Here is a 24,752-nt window from a genome sequence, read left to right on the forward strand (position 1 = left end):
CCGGCGGATTCTCGAAGGTGTCACTCTGGCTCCGTCTCTCAGCGGTAGAGGTGCGCGCCCGGGATGGCTTCCGGATCGGCGCGGACCTCGGCGGTGTTCGTCTCGGGCAGGAACCACGCGCTGGCGAAGGTGATCAGCCCCATCAAGGTGATGTAGGCGGCGACCGGCACCGTGCTCCCGGTGTTCGCGATGAGCGCGGTCATCAGGAACGGCGTGCCACCGCTGACGATGATCGCGGACAGCTGGTAGGCCAGCGACGCGCCCGAGTAGCGGACGCCGGGCGCGAAGAGCTCGCCGAGGAAGCTCGCGATCGGGCCGTAGGTGAGGCACTGGAACACAAAACCCACCGTCACCGCGACGAAGATCAGCGGCAGGGACGCCGACCCGACGAGCCCGAAGTACGGGAAGCCCCAGACGGCGACACCGAGACCACCGATCAGGATCAGCGGCCGGCGCCCGATCTTGTCCGAGAGGTGCCCGGACCAAGGGATGGTCGCGAGCATCGCCACCGAGGCGAGCAGCACGACCGCGAGCAGGGAATCACGCTTGAGCCCGAGCGTTCCGGTGCCGTAGCTCAGGAGCCCGGAAATGCTGACGTAGAACAGGCTGTTGGTGGCGGACAGGAGCCCGCAGCCGAGCAGGATGGTGCCCCACCGGCTGCGCAGGACCTGGGCCAGCGGCGCCCGGACCACGGCCGTCTCCGGGGTCGACGCCTCTTTTTGCAGCTCACGGAACTCCGGGGTGTCCTCCACCTTGGCCTGGATGTAGAGGACGACCGAGAACATCACCACGCTGAGCAGGAACGGGATGCGCCAGCCCCACGAGAGGAAGGCGTCGTCGGGCATCAGGCCGCTGGCGGCCACGAAGATCAGGTTCGAGAGGATCACCGCGACCGGAACGCTGGTCTGGCCGAAGGTGCCGGCGAAGCCGCGGCGTTTGGGGCCGGCGGACTCGGTGAGCAGGAGCACGATGCCGCCCCACTGGCCGCCGGTCGCGAGCCCCTGGATGAAGCGCAGGATGACCAGGAGCGTCGGGGCCAGCGCGCCGACGGAGGCCGCGGTGGGCAGGCAGCCGATCAGGAAGGTCGCGGCCCCCATGATCGCCAGGCAGGCGACGACGACCGGCTTGCGCCCGTACTTGTCCCCGAGGTGCCCGGCGAGCACCCCGCCGATCGGACGCGCCACGAACCCCGCCCAGAACGTGCTGAAGGCGAGGAGGGTCCCGGTCAGCGCGGAGGAGTGCGGGAAGAACACCTTGGGGAAGACCAGTGCGGCCGCGGTGCCGTAGAGGAAGAAGTCGTACCACTCGATCGAGCTCCCGATGAGCCCCGCGGCCAGCAGCTTGCGGAAGGCACGGCGTCGGGTGGTGGACGGGCCGGCGACAACATCGCCGGACTGCCCTTCGGGCTGGGTGAGCGGGGCTGCCATGAGTGCCGCCTTCGTGGGTAGCGCCGGCAAGTGATGGCGGTCATGTTAAGACGCAGTTACGCTGCGGTTGAGGTGTGGACCATCCACTCCTCTCCCCGAACCGGTGGTTCTTTCGCCCACCTGGCGCCGAGAGGATGACACTGTGTCCAACACAACCGCGTCGAGCACAACCGTGGCGGTCGAAGCGGAGGCAGGCTCACTCGTGCGCCGGCAGCGTGAGCTGGCGTCGTTGTACGCCACCGTCAAATCGCTCACCGCGCTGGGCGAGCTCGACGAGGTCCTGCAGTCGATCGTCCACCACGCCCACGAGCTGATCGGCACGGACTTCACCTACCTCTCGCTGGTGGGCTCGAACGGCAGGCTGTCGGCGCGGGCGGCGGAGGGCACGGTCTCCCCGACCTTCCTCGCCGCGGCCATCCCGACCAACGTGGGACTCGGGGGCAAGGTCCTGGCTTCCCGCAGCCCGCACTGGGTGCGCAACTACGCCACCTCGACCCTCATCGAGCACGACCCGAACTTCGACCGCCTGGTCGTCACCGAGGAGCTCGTCGCGCTTCTCGGTGTGCCACTGGTCATCCGGGGCGAAGCGGTGGGCGCCCTGTTCGCCGCGGACCGCTCCGAGCGCTCGTTCCAGGCCGACGAAATCGCGCTGCTGAACGCGTTCGCCGATCACGCCGCGGTCGCCCTCGACAACGCCCGGCTCTACGAAGCGAGCCGGACCGCCCTGCACGAGCTGCAGGTCGCCTACCGGAAAACCGAGCGCGCCCAAGCAATGCACGAAGCCTTGACCGGCGTTGTGCTGGCCGGCGGGACACCGGGTGAAGTCGCGCAGCTGCTGGCCGACCACCTCGGCGGGAGCGTCACCTTCCTCGACCGGACGGGCCCCGCGCTCGTGCACCGCGACTCGGCGTCGAGTGCGTGCCCGAGCCCGTCGGAGTCCGAGCTGGCCGAAGCCGTCGAGGACGCGCGCCGCTCGGGCCGCTGCACGACCTCCGCCGGCGCCGGGGGAACCACCCGCAGTGTGGCGGCGATCCAGGCGGGTGACAGTTACCTCGGCGCACTGGTGTGGAGCCGCCAGGCCGCTGACGGCGACGACGTCCCGGACGCCATGGACCTGCGCACCCTCGAGCGGGCCACGCACATCCTCGGGCTGCTCATCCTCAAGGAGCGGGCCGTCGCCGAGGCCGGCGAGCGGCTGAGCGGCGAGCTCCTGACCGAGCTCATGGTCGGCAGCCCCGGGATCAACCCGGCCCAGCGGGCCCGCACCCGGGCCCGCAACATCGACGCCGACCGCCTGGACCTGGTCCTCGTCGCGGACTCCCCCACGCTGTCGTCCACCGATCTTTCGCGCCACCTGCACGACATCGCCCGGGACCGCGCCGGGCTGGCCGGTGAACACCTCGGCCGGGCGACCATGATCCTGCCCGGCGAAGACGACGAGCAGACCGTCACGGAAGTCCACAATGGACTGCGGCGTACCCTGGGCGGCCCGGTCACCGTGGTCGGGGAACGGGCGACCGGCCACGACTGGGCCCGCGCCTTCGCCCTGGCCAGCCGCTGTGGTGCGGTGATGCGCGCGCTCGGGCACACCGACCTGGGCGCCACCACCCGCCGTTATGCGCTGTACGCCATGCTTTTCGACCCCGAACGCGCGGGCGAGCTCGACCGCTTCCTCACCGACTCCATCGGCCCGCTCCTCGAGCACGACCGGCGCCGCGGCACCGATCTCGTCGACACCCTCAGTGCCTACTACGTCCACCACACCAACGTCGCGGCGACCGCCCGCGCGTTGCACCTGCACGTCAACACCCTGCTCAAGCGGCTCGACCGCGCCGGCACCGTGCTCGGCACCGACTGGCGCCGCGAGAACGACCTGGAACTGCAGCTCGGGCTCCGGCTGCACCAGCTCCGGGCGACCCCGTCGTGAAGTGCCTCAGGCGATCCTCGTCGAATCCCGGAGGGCGGTCTTCGAGAGCTTGCCGGTGCCCGTCTTGGGCAGGGTGGTCATGAAGACGAATTCGTCGGGCAGCCACCACTTCGCGACCATCGGCGTGATGTGCGACAAGAGCTCGTCCGCCGTGGCGGCACTGCCGTCGCGCAGGACGACGTAGGCGACGGGACGCTCCATCCACCGCGGGTCCGGGCGGGCGATCACGGCGACCTCGACCACGTCGGGGTGGGAGGCGAGGGCGGCCTCGAGCTCGACCGAGGAGATCCACTCACCCCCGGACTTGATCAGGTCCTTCATCCGGTCCACGAGCCGCAGGTAACCGTGGGGGTCGATGGTGGCCAGGTCGCCGGTGCGCAGCCAGCCGTCGCCGGTGAAGCTGTCCTCGGCGGCCACCCGGAAGTAACCACCCGCCACCCAGGGACCGGCCACCTGCAGCTCGCCGACGGCGTGCCCGTCGCGCGGCAGCTCCCGGCCCGTCTCGACGTCGACGATCCGGATGTTCACCAGCGGCAGGGGCTGGCCCTGGGCGGCTCGCACGGCCACTTGTTCCTCCGCGGTCGCGTCCCGGTGCTGGGTGCGCGTCCCGCCGATGACCCCGACCGGGCTGACCTCCGTCATCCCCCAGGAATGGGTGATGGGCACGCCCGCCGCCGCGCGGTAGACCTCCGACAGCGCCGAGGGAACGGCGGAGCCGCCGCCGAGCAGGAACCGCGTCGCGCTCAGGTCGTAGTGCCGCAGTTCGGGGGCCAGGCTCGTCCACACCGTCGGAACGGCGCCGGCGACCGTCACCCGCTCGGCCTCCATCAGCTTCAGCAGGTGCGCCGGTTCCGCGGACGCGCCGGGCAGGACCAGCGAAGCGCCCGCCATCATCGCGCCGTAGGGCAGGCCCCAGGCGTTGGCGTGGAACATCGGCACGATCGGCAGCACGACGTCGCTCTCGCGGAGGCCGATGAGCCCGGCCGCAAGCGTGCCCAGGCAGTGCAGGACCGTCGACCGGTGGCTGTAGAGCACACCTTTCGGCGGCCCGGTCGTCCCGGAGGTGTAACACAGCCCGGAAGCCAGGTTCTCGTCCGCGAGCACAAACGTGTCCTCGAAGGAGCCCGCGAACGGATCGGCCGCGGAGATCAGCTCGTCGTAGTCCAGGACACGAGGGTCCGCGGGGATCTCGGTGTCACTGCCGTCGGGCAGCACCACCCAGTGCCGCACCCCCGGGAGCCGGCCGACGCTCGGCCAGATCCGCGGCAGCAGCCCACGATCGACGAACACCACGTCGTCCTCGGCGTGGTTGACGATGTACTCGAGGTGCTCCGCGGACAGCCGGATGTTGATCGAGTGCAGCACCCGCTTGGTGGCCGGCACCCCGAGGTAGACCTCGAGGTGCCGCCGGCTGTTGCTCGCGAACGTCGCGACCCGCGCGCCGACCGGGACGCCGAGCGTGTCGAGCGCCGTGGCGAGCCGCCGGGTGTGGCCGGCGACCTCGGCGTACGTCAGCCGCTCGGCACCGGCCGTCACGACCTCCTTGTGCGCGTAGAGCCGCTCGGCCCGCTCCAGGATGTGGGCGATGGTGAGCGGCCTCGGCTGCATCAACCCGTCCATGTGCCTCCTTCGGGAATCGGCGCTGCGAGTCACCTTAGGGGCGGTTCCGGAGCGAAGAGAGGGACGAACCTTCCACTTGATCGGCCACTCCGGCGGCGATTCCTCACACTGCGAGCGCGCCGGCGCCGAGCCGGTCGAGGGTGAAGGGCCGGCGCGTGTCCGGGCGTTTTCCGTCGAGCGCCCAGGTCACTCAGACGGTGAGGACAACCTTGCCCCGGAGGTGACCGCGCTCGATCAGCCGGTGCGCGTCGGCGATGCGGTCGAACGGGAACGTCTCCTGCACGTGGACGCGGAGCTTGCCCTGGTCGACGAGGTCGGCAAGACCGCGCAGGGCGACGGGATCGGGGTCGACCGCGATGCCGCTGAAGTGCCGGCCGGCCGCCTCGTACCGGGCGGCGAGCGCCAGATCCTCTTCGGCGACCGCCGTCACCAGGTGCCCTCCCGGGCGGAGCACGCCGAGGGACCGCTCGACGGTGTCGCCGCCGATCGTGTCGAGCACCACGTCGACGTCGCGGACCACCTCGGTGAAGTCGACCGCCGTGTAGTCGATCACCTCGTCGGCGCCGAATCCTTCGACGAACTCCCGCTTGCTCCCGCCGGCCGTCGTGATCACGTGCGCGCCGAGCGCTTTCGCGATCTGGATCGCGAGGTGGCCGACCCCGCCCCCACCGCCGTGAACCAGGACGCGGTCACCCTCGGACACGCCGCCGAGGTCGACGAGGCCCTGCCACGCCGTCAGCCCGGCAACCGGCAGCGCCGACGCCTCGACGTGCGAGAGTGCCGCCGGCTTGCGCGCCAGGTGCAACGCCGGCGCGGCCACGAACTCGGCGTACGCGCTCGCGGCCCGCGGGAACAGCGGCATCCCGAACACCTCGTCGCCGGGCCGGAACCGCCACGTCTGCGGCGCCGCTTCGACGACGCCGCTGATGTCCCAGCCGAGGATGAACGGCGGTTGGCCGAGCAACGGGAATTCGCCGGCACGCAGGCGCGGCTCCAGGGGGTTCAGCCCGATCGCCTTGACGCGGACGAGGACTTCGGCCGGCAGGACCCGGGGCTCGGGCGCGTCCACGATGGTGAGGACCTCGGGGCCCCCGAGGGTGTGCTGGGTGATGGCTCGCATGAGCTCAACGATGGCCGCCACCGTGCACCCCGTACCACCGTTGTCGCGCCAGGAAATTCCGATAACCCGCCAGAGTTGGATCATGTCCGGAGCGAGCTAGGGTGAGTGGCATGACCGGACTTGTCCACGAGCCCGTCGTCCGGGCCGGTGATCCGGCGGTCTGCGGGCCCCTGGCCCACGGCGAGGACGTCGCGGCGCACTTCCACGACTTCGGTCAGCTCAGGTACGCCGCCTCCGGGGCGCTGGTCACCACGACCGAGGCCGGCACCTGGGTGGCGCCGGCGAACCGCATCACCTGGGTGCCACCGTTCTTCGTGCACAGCAGCCGTTCGCACGGCGAGACCGACATCCGGCTGCTCACGGTTCCGGCTGCGTCGGCCGAGCAGCTGCCGGCGGAGCCCTCGGTGTTCGTGGCCAGCGCGCTGCTGCGTGAGGCCTACCTGGCGAAGATCGGCGACCACGACCCGGACGACAGTCCCCGGGCCCGGCTGCTGCTCGAGGTGGTCGTCTCGGAGCTCGCTCGCGCGCCGCAGGAACCCCTGCGCCTCCCGGAGCCGGCCGACCCCCGCCTCAAGGCCGTCACCGACCTGCTGCACGCCGACCCGGCCGGCCCGGCGACGCTGGCCGAGCTCGGGCGCCGGACCGGCTCGAGCGAACGAACTCTCAGCCGGCTGTTCGGCAGTGAGCTATCGATGAGCTTTCACCAGTGGCGCACGCTGCTGCGCGTCCAGCGGGCGCTGCTCGAACTCGGCAACGGCACCTCGGTCACCGACACGGCGATCCGGCTGGGCTGGGCGAACCCGGGCAGCTTCATCGACGCCTTCACCGACCTGGTCGGCCAGACACCCGGTCGTTACCGCTCAACCGTGCGCGCAGCCCACGACCCGCGTCGGACTTGAGCCGGCTCAAGCCCGCGTCGACGGCCAGGAACACGGGCAGGCTCGCACCGAGCACGGGCAACCGCCACGCCAGCAGCGCAACACCGAGCAGGACGGCGATCAGCGGCCAGCCCGCCAGCTGCTTCCACACCGGCCGCGGCAACGACGTCCACCGTCCCCGGTACGGGTTGTGGATCCACCACATGCGGTACCCGAGCGCGAGCAGGACGAGCGTCGCCACCGCCAGCGCCGCGAGCACGAGCTGGTTCGCGAGCCCGAACAGCGTGCCGGTGTGGAACTCGGTGCCCAGGGTGCTGAGCTTGGCGACCAGCGAGTAGTCGTCCCAGCCGAGCTTTTCGGTCACCGCTGCCGTGTACGGATCGATCGCGACGGCACCCCGGTGGAGCGGCAGCCCTTCCGCGATCTCCGTGACGGTGAAGGGCGCTCCCGGCGCCAACGGCGGGTTCACGGCCAGCTCGCCACTCAGCCCTGCCGCCTCGGCGGCCGCCGTCGCGCGGTCGAGGCCGATCGGCTGGGCGCCGGGAGGAACCGGCACCGGGGCCGCGGTGAGCACCGGGGCCCGCAGGCGGATCGGGTCGGCCGCCCGGTCCGCGCGGCCACCCGCGAACTGGGTCATGGCCAGGCCGGTGACGCCGACGAGCAGCAGGCCCACGGTGAGCCATAGCCCGGCGGAGCCGTGCACCGCGCGCAGCCGCGCCCACCCCGTCTTGTCCCGGGCGGACGGCAGGAGCACGTCGCGCAGGCGGCGTTTGCGGCGCGTGCGAGCGAGCCACAGCACCAGGCCGCCGAGGAGGATGAGGGGCAGCCAGCTCGCGGCGAGCTCGGCGTAGAGCCGGCCCGGCGTGCCCAGCTGCAGGTTGCCGTGCAGCTGGCGCAACCAGGTGTTGGCGGGCAGCCGGTTCTCGGCCGTGGCCAGCTCCCCGTTGATCAACGCGGTGTACGGGTCGACGAACACCGTGCGGTCCGGGGTGCCGGCCGGACCGGGGACCGAGAGCACCACGCGGGTCGTGCGGTCCGCCGCGGGCGGCGTGAGGACCGACTTGAGCGTCGCCTCCGGGTGCGCCGTCAGCGCTGCCCGGATCTGCTCGGCGAGCGGGCGCCGCACGTCGCCGACCTCGTTCACGTGCAGGTCGGTCCGGTAGAGGCTGTCGTGGATCTGGGGGCTGAACACGTAGACGAGCCCGGTCAGGCACAGCACCGCGAGGAAGGGCGCGACCACGATGCCGGCCAGGAAGTGCAGCCGCCGGGAAACGAGCTGCAGCACGGTGCTCAGCCGCGGCGAGGGTGACGGCCGGCGGGCGCGGTGCGCGGGAACGGTCGGGGTGGCGGACAAGGCGGCTCCTGGGCGGCTGGATACGACGCTCATCGCACGTCGATGGGCTGCTTGACCGTTTGGGTGCTCCCGTCGCCGGCCCGCAGCGTCAGCGCGAGCTCCCACCGGCCGGGTGCGGGCACGGTCGCCTGTCCCGTCCAGTAGCCGGTTCCGGCCTGGTTCACGGGCAGCGGCGTCGTCCGGTCCCCGCGGACGAGCGCGGCCGTCATGGTGGTGTGCTCCCGGTGCGGGCCGAGCACCGACACGCGCGCGTCGAGCCGGTCCGCGGTGGGGATGAGGACCAGGTCCACCGAGCCTTGGCCGTCCGGCTTGCCGGTGTCGTACGCGAGCCGGGTCGGTGCGACCTGGTGCCGGATGGCCGCCGGCGCCTCACCGGCGACCGCCAGCGCGTGCACGGGGGCGAGCGCCAGCAGCGCCGCGGTGGCCACTACGAGCACCGAGACCGCCCCCGCGGCACCCGCGATCCGGCGGCTGAACCGGCGCTGCCGCGCAACCGGCCCGCCCGCGCGACGGGCGCCGAGCCAAGCGAAACCGCCGAGCACCAACGCCAGTGCGAGCGCGCCGGCTGGGAGCCGGCCGAAGTCGTGGCCGTACCAGAGCTGGGCGGTACCGGCCACGGCAAGCAACGCGGCGCACCCCAGCAGTGGCCGGACGAACCGGGACACCGTGCCACGGACGGCGGGCAGCCGGAACAGCAGCAGGCCACCGGCCGGCAGGGCGAGTGCGGTGAGGAGGGCGACGTCCACGGCCAGCGCAAGGGGTGACGGCGCGCCCGGCGGCCGTGGATCGGCGAAGGTCCAGGTGGCGAGCACGGCTGTCGCGCAGCCCAGCACCCCGGCACCGCGCAGCCGCCGCTCCCCGGCGGTGGCCGCGGACGGGCTCTTCATCAGCAGCGCAAGGCCGAGCGTGGCGGAGACGAGCACGTACAGGCGGGCCAGCAGCGCCCCGCCCGCGTCGGATTCGAAGGTGGCCGACAGCAGCCGCGGGTCGAACGCGTCGCGCACCGGCACCCAAGCGGCGTACGGCCCGAATGACACGAGAGCGCCGAGCGTGCCCGCCACCACCAGCCACCACGTGGTCTTGACCAGCCGGCGGGCGGCCCGGGTCCGCGCGGCGACCGGCCCGATCGCCGCGACGAAGAACGCCACGCCGGCGAGCACGACCATGGCCGCGATCGCCACCGTCCGCGTCGTCAGGTACACGGCCGTGACCACCGGGTCGTGTGCCGTCTCGATCTCGGGCACACCGTCGGGCCGGATGGGGTACGAGACGTCGAAGGTGAAGGAGCCGCTGACGGGCTGCAAGCGGCTCGATGGCAGCGTCCACGCCACCGCGTAGGTGCCTTCGTGCCGCTCCGCGGGCATGGGCACCGAGATCGTGTCCGCCCGGCCGTCCGGGTGGACCGGCCGCTCGAAGACGACCTGGCTGCCGTCGGGGTCGAGGATGCGCACGGTGGCCAGGGCGGCGGGCACCGCGCGGTCGAAGGTCAGCACGACGGTGTCGGGCGACTTGACCACCTCGGTGCTGCCGGGGGACGTCGTCACGAGCACCGGGTCGCCGGTCGCCGCCGGGGTGGTGGCGAACAGAGTGCCCCAGCACGCGACGACCAGGATCAGGAGCGCGACGAGCCGCCCGGCCACGCGGGGTGGGGGTGCGGTCGCTGCGCGGGGACGCTCCAGCACTTTCGTCATTCGGCACCCACCTGGGTCTCCTCCGCGCGTTCGAGTTCGGGCTCGGGTTCGCCGGCTGCCGTGCTCACCTTGCGGCGATGCGCCCGGAACCCGACCACCGCGATCACGACGAACGCGAGTCCCACCGCCGCCCACAACACGGCGAACGGAGGCCCGCCGACCGCGCCCGGGTCAGGTGCCGCCTCATCCACCGGAGCCGCTACTCCAGCACCCTGAACCGGTTGCGCGGCAGCGGGTTCGGGCGCGGGGGCGGGTCCGGACCCGAAGGTGATCGCCGGTGCGGGCGAGGTCGTTTCGTTCCAGTGCGCAACCGCGCCGTTGGCGAAGGTCTGCGTCGCCTGGAACGACAGCCGTCCGTCGGCGGGCAGCGGGCCCATGGTGACGAGGAACTGCTCGAACTGCTTCGGCGCGACCGCCCCGCCTTCGAACACGAGCGTTCCGGCGGCCTGGCTGATCACCTTGCCGCCGGCCTGCAGCGGCGGGTCGAGCGGCCGCGGGCGGACGGTGGCGGTCCAGCCCTGCGCCGGAGCGACCTCGACGTAGGCGACCGGCGGGTTCTGCGGGAAGACCAGTTCGAGCCGGGTGGACTTCGTGTCGGCCCGCTCGTTGGCCAGCCGGAAGGCGAAGGTCTGCGTGCCACCGCCGGCGACCCGGTCGGGCACTATGGACACTTGGGCCGCCGCGGGCGCCGACAGCGCCAGCACGCCGAGCACGGCCGTGAGCAACGCGGACATGGTGCGGGAGAAGGCTTTTCGGCCGTGCGACATGGGGTCTCCTGAACGCCGTGGTCCGGGGCCGGGTGCCGTCCCGGCCCCGGACCACGGGAATCGTGCGGGGTCAGCAGGTGGACTTGCCGATGGGGTCGAGCTGCCGGCAGGTCAGCTGCGACCGCCAGCTCCCCTGGTTCTGCTGGGCCCATCCGTTGTAGACCAGCGGAACCGCCAGCACGCCCTGGCCGCCGTAGCCGGCCTTCCCGGCGATCGAACCGTCCATCTTGGTCGTCGCGGTCGGGTCCAGCGTCAGCTGGCCCGCCACCTTGGCGTCGTCGATGGCGCCGTCACCGTTCGGGTCGACGTCGATGATCTGCATGACGTTGGAGAACTTGTTCGACACGTAGGCGTAGTAACCACCGCCCTTCTTGGCCCCGAAGTTGATGCCGTGGCACCCCGCAGTGCACGGCAGGTCCTTGACGATCTTGTCGGTCCTCGGGTCGATGACCGTGACCGTCTGGGACAGCACGTTCGCCGCGAGCATGGCCTTGCCGTCCGGGCTCACCGGCAGCTGGATCGTCAGCCCACCGAACGGCGCGCCGCTCTTCGGGCCGTCCTGGGGGCTGTAGTTCGCCCACAGGTCGATCGTCTTGCTGTGCACCTTCTGCCCGTTGTCCACGCAGGCGGCCTGCGCGAGCGAAACGCACGTGATCGATTCGCCGAGGAAGTCCGCCGTGTAGAACTTCGAGGAGTCCGGGGTCATGCTCGAGGCGATCGGGAACTGGCCCGTCTTCTCGGTCCGGACGGTGCCGGTCGGCATGTCGATGACCGACGCGTTGTTGGTCAGCACGTTCGGGGTGACGACGGTCTTGCCGTCCGCGCTCGTCCAGTGCGCGTGCGGGTGCCGGACCTCACCGGTCGGGCTGACCGTGATCTTCCGGAGCACGCTCGTGCCGCCCGGTGCCAGCTCGACGACCTCGTTGCCGGCGTTGATGCCGATGACCAGCTTGTCGCTGCCCGGCTCGGTCATCACGTGCGCCGGGTTCTGCCCGACCTGGGTCTGCCGGACGAACTCGCCCGTCTCCCGGTCGAAGACGTCGACCTTGTTGGAGAACCACTCCGTTTGGTAGAGGTACTTGTAGTCCTTGTCGGTCCACATGTTGTGCGGGTTGTTCATGTTGATCGACGGAGCACCGATCTTGCGGTCGACCGTCCAGTTGGTGACGTTGACCTTGGTGGCCGAACCGACCGCCTTCTTGCCGGCCCACTCCTCGACCTCGGTGTCGACCCACACCTCGCCGACGCCCGGCGTCGCCGGGAGCTGATTGCCCTTCGACAGCGTCTTCGGGTACGAGAACTTCTTGTCGAAGTAGGCGTCCAGGTTCGGGATCAGCACCGGGTTGCCCGCGGCGTCGTACTGCAGGATCGGCACCGGCGGCTGGATCGCGTTGAACTTGTTCTCCGAGTCCGGCTTGAACTGCTGCCAGTTGTTCGGGTTGGTGATGTTGAAGAACGTGTTCACCAGCCGGTTGACGATGTCGGAGTTGGTCGGGACGACCAGGTTGCGCGAGTTCACCATCGACGCCTTGCCGAAGTCGAGGCCGATGGTGAGCGGGTCGTCGACGACCACCGCGCCCAGCATGTACGGGGTCACCATGTCGGTGAACGCGTACAGGCCGGGCTCGGTGAGCTGGATCGACCGCTGGCCGAAGAACGCGCCGCCGGGCATGTCGTACGGGAAGCCCTCCGCGCCTTCGGGAGCGATCAGGCCCATCGGGTCGCGGGCACCGGTCGACTCCTTGGGGTCGACCACGAAGTTCACCGTCACCGGCGGGCCCTTGACGGCGAACTGGGCGAGGTCGTTGAGCGCGCCCTGCAGGTCCAGGCCGATCGGCAGCGAGCTCAGGTTGAGCGGCTGGTCGGCCCGCATCGTGGTCAGCTGCTGGGAGAACTGCCCGAGCAGGTTCTCCGCCTTGAGGGCCGCCGGCGCGGCCTGCCGGTTGGTGGTCCCGATCGACTTGACCGCCGAGAGGGTGCTGTCGAGGTTCAGCGCCTTCCCCAGTTCGCCGCCGAGCGAACCGAGCAGCGGGACCTGGCCGAGGAGGTTCTGCGCCAGGTTGCCGACCGCGCCGGTGAGATCGGAGTTCAGGAGGCTGGACAGCTCGCCCCCGGTGGTGAGGCCGCCCAGCGTGCCGAGGCGGGGCATCTCCGCCACGGCCAGCGACTGGTCACCGAACAGGTTCAGCCCGGAGTCGAACCACTTGCCGTTGTCGTCCTTCATGTGGAACGTGATCGGCACCGGACCGACCCCGATGGGCTGCTGCGCCGAGGCCGGGACCGCGGCCACCGCGGAGGCGGCGAGGGTGACAACAGCGAGCGCGACGACCGCCTTCGCACGCCGCCGCCTCGTACGGGCTCCTGGCGGAGCTTCTGGGGACATGGGCTTCCTTTCTGTTTCTGCTCGGCCCGGCGGGAAACGGGCCGCCCGAACGGAAGAAAGTGAATCACGAACAAGGCGGGACAAAACGATTTTTCCTGTTAACGGGAAGTGAAATAGTCCGGCCGGGAAACGGCTTCCCGAAGTGAAGAATCGGGCGGATAAAAGAATGGAAGGAGTTTGTCTTGAATGCTTCCCGGCAATGGCCGAAGATCAGCCGAGGAGGCTCAGCACGGTGCAGAGCAGCGGACCCAGCAGCCCGCTCGTATCGCATTCCGGTGCGGGCAGCGGTGGGGCGGGCTCGGTCGGCGGAGGTTCAGTTGGTGGCGGCGACGGGGATTCCGGCTCGGACGGCGTTGGCGTCGGCGGCACCGACGGCGGCTCCTCCGGCAGGGACGGGAACTCCACAGGCGGGGCCGGGTAGCCGGGCGAGGTCGTGACCACGGGAGTTCCCGGGCCGACAACCGGCTGGGCGGAACCGGTGGGCTCCGGCCCGGGAACCGCCGAGGGTGACGTCGGAGGTGGTACCGCGGAAGGCAAAGCAGGCGGCGTGACCGGCCACGCGGGCGGGGACGCCGGCCGCGGGGCCGCGACCTGGGCCGCCCGGGGCGGGCTTTCGCCGAGGTCGCCGGCCACCGTCCACAAAGCCCAGCCGCAGGACGCCGCGGCCAGCAGCGTGGCCGCCCAGGTACCGAGTTTCTTCGTTGTCGCAGGCATTCAGAGGTCCAGCTCCAGTTTCCGGCCGCGGGCCCGCGACACGCAGATCATCATGGTTTCGTTCGCCGCCCGCTCCTCCCTGGTGAGCAGGGAGTCGCGGTGGTCGGGAACCCCGCCGAGCACCGTGGTCTCGCACGTGCCGCAGGTGCCTTCGCGGCAGGACGACAGCACCGGGACACCGGCGTCTTCGGCCACTTCGAGGATCGACCGGTCGGCGGGCACCGTCAGCGTCAGCCCCGACCGGGCCAGCTCGACGTCGAACCCGGTCGCCGCGCCGGTGTTCTCCTTGGGAACGAAGCGTTCCAGGTGGAGAGCGAGTCCCGGCAGGCCGGCACAAACCTCTTCGGCGACGGCCAGGAGCGGCTCGGGCCCGCAGCAGTAGACCGTGGTCGCGGGTTCCGCGGCCCCCAAGATCCCCCGCACGTTCAGCAGTCCCGCTTCGTCCTGCGGCCACACCAGCACCCGGTCGCCGTACCGCTGCCTCAGCTCCGCGGCGAACGCCATCGACGAACGTGACCGCCCGCCGTACAGCAGCTGCCAGTCGACGCCGCTCGCCTCGGCCGCCGCCAGCATCGGGACGAACGGCGTGATGCCGATCCCGCCCGCGACGAACAGGTAGCGCTCGGCGCGCACGAACGGGAAGTTGTTGCGGGGAGCCCGGATCCGGACCCGGTCCCCCGCGAGCAGCGCGTCGTGCACAAACGCGGAACCTCCGCGGCCGTCGCGCTCGCGCAGCACGGCGACCTCCAGCACGGAGCGGTCACCGGGGTCACCGCAGAGGGAGTACTGGCGGACGAGGTCCGGCCGGAGCAGCAGGTCGACGTGCGCGCCCGGCGCCCACGCCGGCAGCTGGTCCCCCGCGGGGTGGCGGAACACCAGCCGGACGACGCCGTCGGCGATCGTCTCCTTGTGCGCCAGCAGCACTTCGAGGTCGAGGTCGGCCGAAGGAAGGGTGTTGACGGTCATGGCTCTCCCACTTGTCCGCGTCGGTTCGGAAACAAGTCAAACCACCGCCGGAAACAGCGGCATGGCTGGGAAATGAATTCCGTGTATCACCGTTTTCACGGCACACGGCGGGGGCGGTGAACTTTTTCGCGACCCCGGGAGCAGGAGCTGTGGTCAAATACTACCCATTCTCGGCGGCGCCGCAAGGAGCCGAAGCCGTTCGTTTCGGAAAAAGGTTTTCAGTCGAGCGCGAAGCGCACGGACAGCCGGCCGGGACCGGGCTCCGACCAGCCGCGCAGGATCTCGTCGTGCCGGACGGGCCAGTCGCAGACGACAACGTCGAGTCCCCGGCCGAACTGCTCCGCCAGCCGGGCCAGGAACTCGTTCGCCTGCGGCGAGTCGAAGGCTCCCCGCCGCGCTTGGAAATAGACCATCCCGCGGTGGGACAGCGCGAGCAGGAGGTTGACGTCGCCGAAGTGGTCACGAAAGCCGGTCAGCAGGTTCTGCCGGTCCGCCACCGGGCCTCGCCGCGGATCCGCCGGCGTGCGCGGCCGCGTCCAGGCCAGCCAGAGGATCTCGGCGTTCGCGAGCCGCTCGGCGCCGGGCCGTGGTTCCCGCGGGCGGTCCGAGAGCACCCGGCTGCGCCGCATCTCCAGCAGCCGGCGCTCCTCGACCAGGCCCCAGCGGTCGAGGTACTGGGACACCGTCGGCGAACTGATCAGGATGCCGAACTCCCGGCGGACGAGCTCGGCGATCGCCTGCCGGGTCCAGAGCCGCTGCGGCAGCCCGAGCCGGTCGGGCGGACCGTCGACGATCGTCCGCACGACCCACGCCTGCTGCTCGGCGGACAGCGCGAACTGTTCACCGGGCCGCCGCCCCCGGCGCCGCGGCCGGAACGCTTCGGTGCCCTCCCGCTCGTAGGCCGCGACCCAGGCGCCGACGGTCTTGCGGGAGACACCGAACAGCCGGGCGACCTCCGCGCGCGTCACGCCCGCTTCGACCGCCGCGACCGCTCGACGGCGGAGAGCCTCGAGAGCGTCGGCGGGGAGGCTGCGCGCGTCACGGCCGGTCACGTTCAAGTCCCGAATGGTCGCAGTTGCGCTGTTCGTGGGAAAGTTCCTTTCGTAAACGGGGTGTCACCGCTCGCCACTCCCGCGACGAAGCCCGTAACCCGGGGGTAACGGCGCCCTCCGCGGCGAGGCGGGTCAGCGAGAGGTGCGCAGGACCCATCGGCGCACCAGCTGGGCGCTCACCGCCGCCAGCACGAGGATCGCCGCCAGGACCGGCCACGACAGGTCGTCAGGCCGCGGTTCGGGCAGCGCTTCCGCCGACCCGAGCGACCGCCGGGCTTCGACCACCACCGGCGCCGCACTGCCCGCCTGCGGGACCCCGGAACCGGCCGAGCCCGGGAAACCGGCGCCCGGCAGCTGTCCCGGGATCGGGGTGCCGAACACCGCGCCGCCGCCCCGCACCGGCCCGGGCACCCCCGCGACCGTCCACTGCCGCCCCGCCACCGGGGTGCCGCTGCCCCCCGGAGCGCCGGGTCCGGCGGGCGGCCCCGCGGGCGTCCCGGGTGCGGTGGTCTCGGGAGCACCTGGCGCCTGGCCGCGCACGAGGATGCCGCAGAGCGAGGCGAGCGAGGTGCGCACGGTGGACACCAACGGCGTGAGAACCGGGGCCAGCACGGGAATCTCGCCGAGCCGGGCGAGCACCGCGTCGGCGATCCGGCCGCCCGGGATCTCCCCCTGTCCCGTGGGGACGGTGCCCACCGGGATGGGCGCGGTGGTCGCCCAGACCGTGCGGAACGTACCCGTCAGCACACCCAGCGGATCCAGGCCGGAGAGTGCGGACACGACGGGTTGGGCGACCGACGCGGGGGCGAGCGCCACCGGCTGCCCCGGCGTCCCGGTCACCGTGGACGAGCACCCCGGCGCCGTCACCGGGGACTCCGCCGCGAACGCGGGTGTCCCGGCCAGCAGAACGAGCGTCAGCGTGCTGCCGGTGAGCAAGGTTCTGGTTCGCACTTGCCGCCTCCTCGGGAACCGGACTCTTGGCCCGGTCTCAGGTATTCCGCGTCCGGATGTGCCAGGCTGGGAAAACGCCGACGACGGCATCGTGACAGGTTTACCGGTTCTTTGACCAGCATGGCGGAAACCGAGCACAACGCTGCATTGCGCCGATGTTTCCATAGCCGACGACAGCGCGCTGACCAGCACAGACGTCCACTTCTGCACAATCCGCACGGAAATGCCCGGCCGGCGGCCGAGGGCAAATACCGGACACGCCGGCCGAAGGCGGCCCGAGGTTGTGAACACGAAGACCCGAATGTCTTGTAACCCTTTAAGAGAAGGCATGGCACTTCGACTGCGCGAGATCACCTGCTGCGATCCGGGAAATCGAGAAACTGTTTACGCCCGGGCAACACCCCAGCACGCACAAAAAAGGCCTGCCGATCCGGAATTCCGGATCGGCAGGCCTCGCGTGCCGGACTCAGGCCGGCACCACAACGTCCCCTTCGGGTTCGCGCTCGTCGAGCAGGGCCGGTCGAGCGGCCGGCCAGTCGTGCGCGACCAGCCGGACGTCCCGGCCGAACTGCATCCGCAGCCGGTTCCGGAACTCGGCGACCCCGGCGAACGGCTGCGCCGCGGCGAGGAAGAACAGCACACCGCGGCCGCTCACCGCGACCAGCGCGTGCAGCTCGCCGGTTCCCGTGGGCGAGCACGGTCGGGTCCACGTCACCAGCAGCGTTCCCGGCGGACAGCCCCGCGGCTGGCCGAACCCGCCGTCGCGGCCGAGCAGCTCCCACCGGAGCAGGTACTTGTCGATCGTCGTCCCCGCCAGCACCACCCCGAACTCGCGGGAGATCAGCTCGGCGACCGCCCGGCGCGTCCACAACAGCCACGGCAGCCCGGCCGCGTCCGGCGGCCCGGCCGCCAGGACGTCGACCACCCGGCCCTGCTGGGCCGCGGACAACGCCAGCTGCTCCCCCGCGCGCCGGCCGCGGGGCCGGGGGCGCAGCGTCGGCTCACCGCCGGACCGGTAGGCCCGCACCCAGGTGCCGACCGCTTTCCTGGACACCCCGAACATGCTCGCGACCCGCGTCTGCGAGGCCCCCGATTCGACCGCGGCCACGGCCTTCCGCCGGAGCTGTTCCAGGGCGTCCGGGGACAAACTGCGGGCACCGCCGGAGCCCTGCTGACGCTCTGCCATAACCATCCCCATCCGGTTCGGTCGGACCTACAGCTGGACTTTCTCCCGTTCCGGGGTCTCGTCGACGACCTCGGGCCGGTGGCCGCCGGGTCGCTTGCGGAACCACGCCGCACCTGCGGCCACCAGCGCGACCGCGAGCGCGGCACCGCCGAGCACGCGGCCGAGAATGTCCACATCGGACGATTCGGCCGTGACCGCGGGCGCCACGGTGACCACCGGCGCGGGGTGCTCCGGCTCGGGCTGCCCCGGCTGCGCGGGGTCAGCCCAGCGGACGACCTGTCCGTACGAATAGGTCTGCAGCACCTGGAAGGTGAGCGTGCCACCGGCCGGCAGTTCCCCGATCCGCACCGGGAACTGCTGGAAGGTGCCCGCCGGCACCGTCCCGCCCTCCCACACGATCGACGTCACCGGCTTCCCGGCCATCTCGTCGCCGCCGGCGGGCTGGGCGGTCATCTGCTCGTGCACGCCGATCTTCCAGCCCGGCAGGTTCTCCGGGGTGGCCGAGCTGATCACCGGCTGAGCCGGGAACAGCACCTCCAGCCGCACCGTCGTCGCGTCGTCGCGTTCGTTGGGCACGCGGAAGGAGATCGTGGCCGGCTCCCCGGGGGCGACGGTGTCCGGCGTGGCGGACACGTGGGCGGCCGCGACCGCCGGCCAGGCCAGCGTCACCGCGACCCCGGCGAGGACAGTTGCGACGAGGCGCGGGGCTCGGAACGGCTTTTGCGTTCCGATGCGCAGCGAAGGTGCGCGCATGTTCGTCCCTTCTGGGATTCCACCGTCGTGACCGGAACACCGCCGGCACAACCGGACCGCGGAACGGAGACCGCGGTCCGGCCAATGGTGCGGGCACACGTGACAAGTGGATCACGCCGTTGTTGACACCCCATTACCGGAAGTTCCCCTGCCGCCGGCGCGTCCGGTGATCTGCCGGGGGTCACGCCCGGAGGTCACGCGCAGCCGGAAAAGGTGTCACACCACCGACCGGGATCGAGGGATCCCCGATGACCGTTCTCCCACTTCAGGTAAGGAGTACAGGCATCTTCGTCACTCGAACGAGTGAGTCACTTATTTGCCCCGCGCCCTTTGCCTTGACTTGACCCGATCGCGTGATCACCGCACACGACGTCGTCTCGCGAACCGAACGATTCGGAGGTCAGGGCGGTGTTTCTCGCAAGTGAACGCCGAGCGCCCTCAGTCCGGCACGAGGCTCACGTCGTAATGGCGGGCGACCGCCTGGTTGTAGCGGGCGAACGACTCCCCGATCACCCGCAGCTCGTCCTCCGGCACACCGTCGAACATCACGGCCAGGTTGTCGCGGCGGCGGTCGTGGACCCGGCGGGCCCGGGTGCGGCCCTCCTCCGTCGCCACGACGATGCTCCGGCGCTTGTCCCCCGGCGCCGGGGCCCGCTCGACCAGGCCGGCCGCCGTCATCGCCGACACCTGCCGGCCCGCCGTGGACGGGTCCAGGCCGAGGGTTGCCGCCAGCGTGGTGATGTCCGCCGGGCCGGTCGCCTCCAGCGTTCGCAGCAGCAGGTACCCCGCGCGGTCGAGCTCGTCGTAGATGTCGGTGCGGCGGCTGAGCAGCTCGAAGTTGCGCACCATGACCGCGGTGTGGGCCTCGATGAGGTCGAGCGCGTCCATCTCCTGAACCTACCGTCCGGCCGATTGCCCGGTCGTCCGGCATATCGGTATCATACCGGTAATTATCGGCATGATACCGATATCGGCAACCGGAGGTAGGGGAAGTCACTCGGATGGGACGCGCGTCGACGGCGGTGCACCGGATCAGGGACAAGGCGATGAGCTCGGACCCGGGGCTGTCCCGGTTGTGGAGCGCGGTCTCGGCCGCCGTCGCGATGACGACCGGGCTGGCCGTCGAGTACGTCTTCGCGACGCTGACCGGGGCCGCGCCGCAGGCCACCCTGGTCGCCGTCCTGCTCGGCGCGATCACCGCGATGATGGGGTCGATGGCCCTGAGCGGCACCGCGGTGTGGCCGAAGGTGCGCACCGCCGCGCTGTTCCCGGTGGCGATGGGGCTCGGGATGACGCTGGGCATCGCGGTCGCGCCGCACACCGACCTCATGCTCGCCGTGTTCGTCGTCGTGATGTTCGCCGCCGTGTTCGTCCGGCGCTTCGGCATCCCGTTCTTCTTCTACGGCTTCATGGTCTGGATGGGCTACTTCTTCGCGGCGTTCCTGCACGCGACGCTCGGTGGGCTGCCCGCCATGCTCCTGGCCGTCGTCATCGCGAGCGCGTGGGTGCTGCTGCTGTCGCTGACGGTGCTGCGCGGCAACCCCGGCCGCACGCTCGCCCGCACGCGCCGCGCGTTCGGCGCCCGGGCCCGCGCGGTCGTCCGGCTCTGCGCGGAGCTCCTGGAAGCCGGCCCCGGCGAGCAGCTCACCCGGCGGATCCACGCGGCGCAGGCCCGGCTCGCCGAGTCCGCCCTGATGATCGAGGCGTGGTCGGCCGAGGTGCCGGTGCTCCCGGGCGCCGTCTCGGCGGCGGCGATCCGGCGCACCACGATGGACGCGCAGCTCGCGATCGACCTGCTCGTCACCGCCTGCGCGCAGCCGGTCCCCGAGCGGGACCTCGCGACCCGTGCGGCGCGCGTGCTCGACCTGTTCGCCCACAAGAACTACGCCGCCGCCCGGCAGGCGGCCGAGACGCTCCTGGCGCGGGCGGGCACGTCGCCCATCCGGCTGGTGGCCGTGGCCGTCACCGACTACCTCGACGTCGTGCGCCGCGCGGACCGCGACGGCCTCGCCGACACCGGCGAGTTCGAGCCCGCGGTGACGATCGCGATGGGCGCGCTGCCCGGCTCCGCCGCCGCGGCCGGCGACGTCGAGCCGCGGGGCCGCGCGTGGAACCCGTTGCGCCGCCTGGACTTCACCACCCGGCAAGCCGTGCAGGTGGCCGTGGCGGGCGGGCTCGCGATCGTGCTCGGCCGGCTGCTGTCCGAGCAGCGCTACTACTGGGCGGTGATCGCCGCGTTCGTCGCGTTCACCGGCACGGCGACCCGGTCGGAGGTGTTCCTCAAGTCGGTCAACCGCGTGGTGGGCACGCTGGTCGGGCTCGGCGCCGGCATCGCACTCGCCCACCTGACGGCGGGGCACCCGGCGGCGGTGCTAGCGGTGATCGTCGGCAGCATGTTCTGCGGCTTCTACCTGCAGCGGCTGTCGTACGCCTACATGATCTTCTTCGTCACGATCATGGTGAGCCAGCTCTACAGCGTGCTCAACGAGTTCTCGGCCGGCCTGCTGGTCCTGCGCCTGGAGGAAACGGCGATCGGCGCGGCCGTCGGCGTCGGGGTCGGCCTGGTGCTGACGCCGCTGAGCACCCGCGACACCGTCCGCACCACCGAGCGCGCCCTCGCTGGGACCCTGGGCGAGCTGCTGGCCGCCACGGCGGACCGGATCGACGGCCGCGCCGGGGACCTGGACGCGCAGGTCCGCGTCCTGGACAACAACCTCCGCCAGCTCCGGCTCGTGGCCGCACCGCTGGTGGCCGCGGTGCCCTGGGGCGGCGGTTCCCGCACCACCCGCCATCGGCTGACGCTGGCCGCCTCTTTGGCGCAGCACACCCACCGCCTGGTCGCCGTCCTCCGCCGCGGCCGCGCGAACGACCGTTCCCTGGCCGGGCCCGCCCGCGCACTGGCCGACGTCGCGACCGCCGTCGCCGAACCGGGCTCGGACCCGACGATCCCGCTGGGTCTCGCGGAGGCCGCCCTCACCCAGCACTGCTCCCCCGCCGACGAGCCGCTCCTGATCGAACTGATCCACCTGCGCAAGCTGCTGCACGAGTTCGCCACCGGCGACGAACCGGCCCGGCTCCCCGAACCGGCCGCACCGTGCGTCACGGAGATCAGCGGCCACGTCCACGGCCCGGCCGGCGCCCCGGTCCCCGGAGCAACCCTGACCCTGGTCGACGCCGTCGGCCGCCAAACCGCCCGGGCCACGTCGGCGACCGACGGCGCCTTCACGCTGCAGGCCCCGCGAGCCGGCTCCTACGTCCTGATCACGGCAGCAGCCCACCACGCCCCGGCCGCGGCAACGGTGCCCGTGTGCGGCGGACGGGGCGTGGTGCAGGACATCTGGCTGGCGGCGACCCGCACCCAGACGCCACCAGCCCGCCGCCACTGCCACCGCCGCGACGTCCGGCTCCGCTGAGCCCGAAGCGGCAACCCGAGCTGGTCACCCGCGAAAGCCGAACACTCTGCGTCACAGATCGGCTTCCCAGCGGTATCGTTGAAGCCTTCGTCGCCGAGGAGCCCCCGAGGGGAACGAGTGCGCATTCGACGCGGTGGCCCCGGCTGGGCCGTGATCCTGGGGGCCGCGGCACTCGCCGCGACCACGGTGGCCCTGACCCGCCTATGGTTACCAGCCGCTTTCGCCACCGGCGCGGCCGCACTCGTCACGATCGTCGCCGGGATCTGGACCTCGCGCGGCGCAAAAACCTTGACGGAACGGGACCGGTACCGCCGAGGTCTCGCCGGGCTGATGGTGCTGGGTCGCCACGGCCGCCTTCCGCGGGTGCGCGATCTCCACGACGCGGTCACTCTCGGCGTGCATCCCGCTTCGGGCGCCCGGCTTCCGGAGTTCATCACCCGGGACATCACGGCAAGGCTCTGCGAACAGCTCGGACGCGGCCGGTTCGTGCTGATCGTCGGCGAGTCGACCGCGGGCAAGAGCCGCGCCGCCTACGAAGCCGTCCGAGCCCGGTGCCCGGACCACCAGCTGATCCAGCCCGCCGGCAAGGAGGCGCTCGCCGCGGCCACGCAGGCGGCCCGGGAGCATTCCCGGGCGGTGTTGTGGCTGGACGACCTCGAGCGGTTCCTCGGCGCCGACGGCCTGAGCGGCGCGGCGGTCGGAAACGTGCTCGCCGAGCCCGGTGGTGATCGGCTGATCGTCGCGACGATGCGCGCCGAGGAGTACGCCAAGTACTCCGGCCGGACCGGGGGAATCGACGGTCCCAGCCGGGACGCGGTCCGCCGCGGCTGGGAGGTGCTGCGGCTGGCCACCCGGCTCACCCTGCCCCGGACCTGGTCGCCCGACGAACTGGAGCGGGCGGCGCGCCATTGCGAAGACACCAGCATCCGCGAGGCGTTGAAACACAGCGATCGCTTCGGGGTCGCCGAGTACCTCGCCGCCGGCCCGCAACTGCTCGCCGACCTGCAGGACGCCTGGGCGCCGGGGACCCACCCACGTGCCGCCGCGCTGGTGACGGCCGCAACCGACGCCCGCCGGGTCGGCATCCACCGGCCGCTGCCACGCGCGGTGCTGAACGACCTGCACCGGCACTACCTCGACCGCCGGGGCGGCCGGCTGCTCCGGCCCGAATCGCCGGAGGAGGCGATTCTCTGGGCGACCACGCCGTTGCACGCCACCAGCAGTCTCCTGCTCCCCCACGACAACGAGACCTACCTCGCCTTCGACTACCTCATCGACGCCGTCGCCAAGGACCCCGTCGCCCCGGAAGTGCTGATCACCCTCCTCAACGGCGCGACCGCCGAAGAAGCCATGGAAATCGGCGAACTGGCCTGGAGCTGGCACTCGCTCATCGTGGCCGAGAAAGCATTCCAGGACGCCCAGGACGCCGGGCACATCCCCGGGGTCGTCCGCCGTTGTCATCTCATCCGGGAGCGGGACGGCAGCGCCGCCGGGCTGCGCTTCGCCTGCCGGGAACTCCGTCGACACGCGGAACGTGATCCGGACGGTCTCGAAGCGCTCAAGCTCGCCGACCTCGTCGCGTGGGAAACCGCGCACAACGGGGACAGCGGCGCGGCTCTGCTGCAGTTGGAGCGTCTTTACCTCCGAGCGGCGGAGGTCCTCGGCAACAACCATGAGACGACGCTGAACGTCAAGTTCGGCGTCGCCTACTGGACCGGGATGCGCGGAAACCACCGCGCTGCGGCCGGTCTCATGTCCCGCGTCGCCGAGGACTGCGCGCGCAGTCTCGGCAGCACTCACCGAATGACCGTTTCGGCCCGGCAAGCGACCTCCCGGGAGATCGGCCACGCCGGCGACTGGGACCTGGCCATCCGCACGATGCGCGAACTCGTCCGGGACCTGGAAACCCGGCAGCAGCACCCCGACGACCTGCGGTCAGTCCGTTCCCAGCTCGCCTACCTGCTGACGCAGGCTGAAGACCACGCCGGTGCCCTGCCCTTGTGGCGTGAGCTCCTGGAAGAGAGCAACACCATCCACGGTCGCCTGAGCCTGTACACCCTCAGCTACCGGACAGAACTCGCGGACTGCATCGGCCACTGCGGCGATCCGGCGGAAGCGGTACGGCTCTTGACCGATACCGCGGCCGACGCCGCCCGGCTGGAGGATCCGCCCAGCACCAACGTCCTGGGAATCGGCCGCAGCCTGGCAATGTGGATCGGCGAGGCGGGCGACCCGGCCGAAGCGGTGCGCAAGTTCGACGACCTCGTGGCCACGGCGATCCGATGCCGCGGCACGGACGACGGGTGGACACTCGGCCTGCGCCGCCGCCGGGCGCACTGGGTCGGGGAGTCCGGGGACGCCGCGGCAGCGGTGCGCGAACTGGAGCAACTGACCGTCGACGCCGCCGGGGACGATTGGATGCTCAGGCACGTCCGCGAATCCCTCGCGCACTGGCGCGAGCGAACCGGCAGCTGACGGCGCTGAGTGGTCGCGGTCAGGAAGCGGGTCGGACTGAAACCACGCAGCCCGGGGGCGGATGACTCGTGCGCC

18 protein-coding genes are annotated in these 24,752 nt (G+C 71.6%); 4 read left to right on the top strand and 14 right to left on the bottom strand.

Going from position 1 to position 24,752, the window contains the following annotated elements; genetic code table 11:
* Window positions 1–38: 38 nt before the first annotated feature.
* The gene (locus ACIA5G_RS14320) at window positions 39–1,427 is read right to left on the bottom strand and encodes an MFS transporter (RefSeq protein ID WP_395923306.1); all 1,389 of its coding nucleotides are present in this window, start codon (window positions 1,425–1,427) and stop codon (window positions 39–41) included.
* A 142-nt stretch (window positions 1,428–1,569) separates the two neighbouring features.
* Between ACIA5G_RS14320 and ACIA5G_RS14325 the strand changes: the two genes are divergently transcribed.
* Window positions 1,570–3,354 carry a helix-turn-helix domain-containing protein gene (locus ACIA5G_RS14325; RefSeq protein WP_395923307.1) on the top strand — a complete coding sequence of 595 codons (1,785 nt, stop codon included), beginning with the start codon at window positions 1,570–1,572 and terminating at the stop codon, window positions 3,352–3,354.
* Window positions 3,355–3,360: 6 nt separating this feature from the next.
* Here the strand turns inward: ACIA5G_RS14325 and ACIA5G_RS14330 are convergent, their stop codons facing one another.
* Together ACIA5G_RS14330 and ACIA5G_RS14335 are read right to left on the bottom strand one after the other, a co-directional pair.
* Window positions 3,361–4,974, bottom strand: coding sequence for a long-chain fatty acid--CoA ligase (locus ACIA5G_RS14330; protein ID WP_395923308.1), 1,614 nt, complete (start codon window positions 4,972–4,974; stop codon window positions 3,361–3,363).
* Window positions 4,975–5,164: 190 nt separating this feature from the next.
* Window positions 5,165–6,094 carry an NADP-dependent oxidoreductase gene (locus ACIA5G_RS14335; RefSeq protein WP_395923309.1) on the bottom strand — a complete coding sequence of 310 codons (930 nt, stop codon included), beginning with the start codon at window positions 6,092–6,094 and terminating at the stop codon, window positions 5,165–5,167.
* Window positions 6,095–6,204: 110 nt separating this feature from the next.
* On the opposite strand from ACIA5G_RS14335, the gene ACIA5G_RS14340 reads away from it, so the two are divergent.
* Window positions 6,205–6,993: an AraC family transcriptional regulator gene (locus ACIA5G_RS14340; RefSeq protein WP_395923310.1), complete on the top strand. Its 789-nt coding sequence runs from the start codon at window positions 6,205–6,207 to the stop codon at window positions 6,991–6,993.
* Here ACIA5G_RS14340 and ACIA5G_RS14345 read toward each other — a convergent pair.
* The 11 genes from ACIA5G_RS14345 to ACIA5G_RS14395 form a co-directional block, all read right to left on the bottom strand.
* On the bottom strand, window positions 6,917–8,326 hold the full coding sequence (locus tag ACIA5G_RS14345) for a PepSY-associated TM helix domain-containing protein (RefSeq protein WP_395923311.1): 1,410 nt from the start codon (window positions 8,324–8,326) through the stop codon (window positions 6,917–6,919). The two genes, ACIA5G_RS14340 and ACIA5G_RS14345, sit on opposite strands and share 77 nt — an antisense overlap.
* Window positions 8,327–8,355: 29 nt before the next feature.
* Window positions 8,356–10,017: a copper resistance protein CopC gene (locus ACIA5G_RS14350; protein WP_395923312.1), complete on the bottom strand. Its 1,662-nt coding sequence runs from the start codon at window positions 10,015–10,017 to the stop codon at window positions 8,356–8,358.
* Complete coding sequence (locus tag ACIA5G_RS14355) at window positions 10,014–10,784, bottom strand: DUF1775 domain-containing protein (RefSeq protein ID WP_395923313.1); 771 nt, start codon at window positions 10,782–10,784, stop codon at window positions 10,014–10,016. The genes ACIA5G_RS14350 and ACIA5G_RS14355 overlap by 4 nt, the downstream gene beginning before the upstream one ends.
* Window positions 10,785–10,854: 70 nt before the next feature.
* A complete protein-coding gene (locus ACIA5G_RS14360; RefSeq protein WP_395923314.1) occupies window positions 10,855–13,167 on the bottom strand; it encodes a YncE family protein in 2,313 nt (770 codons plus the stop codon).
* 210 nt (window positions 13,168–13,377) lie between these two features.
* Window positions 13,378–13,881, bottom strand: coding sequence for a hypothetical protein (locus ACIA5G_RS14365; protein WP_395923315.1), 504 nt, complete (start codon window positions 13,879–13,881; stop codon window positions 13,378–13,380).
* Window positions 13,882–14,847, bottom strand: a complete 966-nt coding sequence (locus ACIA5G_RS14370) for a PDR/VanB family oxidoreductase (RefSeq protein WP_395923316.1) — start codon at window positions 14,845–14,847, stop codon at window positions 13,882–13,884.
* Window positions 14,848–15,065: 218 nt separating this feature from the next.
* Window positions 15,066–15,899, bottom strand: coding sequence for an IS630 family transposase (locus ACIA5G_RS14375; RefSeq protein ID WP_395923523.1), 834 nt, complete (start codon window positions 15,897–15,899; stop codon window positions 15,066–15,068).
* A 132-nt stretch (window positions 15,900–16,031) separates the two neighbouring features.
* A complete protein-coding gene (locus ACIA5G_RS14380) occupies window positions 16,032–16,850 on the bottom strand; it encodes a hypothetical protein (protein ID WP_395923317.1) in 819 nt (272 codons plus the stop codon).
* Between the two features lie 466 nt (window positions 16,851–17,316).
* A complete protein-coding gene (locus ACIA5G_RS14385; RefSeq protein WP_395923318.1) occupies window positions 17,317–18,036 on the bottom strand; it encodes a transposase in 720 nt (239 codons plus the stop codon).
* Window positions 18,037–18,063: 27 nt separating this feature from the next.
* Complete coding sequence (locus ACIA5G_RS14390) at window positions 18,064–18,789, bottom strand: YcnI family protein (protein WP_395923319.1); 726 nt, start codon at window positions 18,787–18,789, stop codon at window positions 18,064–18,066.
* 438 nt (window positions 18,790–19,227) lie between these two features.
* Window positions 19,228–19,677, bottom strand: coding sequence for a MarR family winged helix-turn-helix transcriptional regulator (locus ACIA5G_RS14395; RefSeq protein WP_395923320.1), 450 nt, complete (start codon window positions 19,675–19,677; stop codon window positions 19,228–19,230).
* A gap of 158 nt (window positions 19,678–19,835) precedes the next feature.
* Between ACIA5G_RS14395 and ACIA5G_RS14400 the strand changes: the two genes are divergently transcribed.
* Window positions 19,836–22,202, top strand: coding sequence for an FUSC family protein (locus ACIA5G_RS14400; protein WP_395923321.1), 2,367 nt, complete (start codon window positions 19,836–19,838; stop codon window positions 22,200–22,202).
* 117 nt (window positions 22,203–22,319) lie between these two features.
* The gene (locus tag ACIA5G_RS14405) at window positions 22,320–24,677 is read left to right on the top strand and encodes a hypothetical protein (RefSeq protein ID WP_395923322.1); all 2,358 of its coding nucleotides are present in this window, start codon (window positions 22,320–22,322) and stop codon (window positions 24,675–24,677) included.
* Window positions 24,678–24,752 lie beyond the last annotated feature (75 nt).

This window comes from Amycolatopsis sp. NPDC051758, from assembly GCF_044453095.1.
Classification (GTDB): Bacteria; Actinomycetota; Actinomycetes; order Mycobacteriales; family Pseudonocardiaceae; genus Amycolatopsis.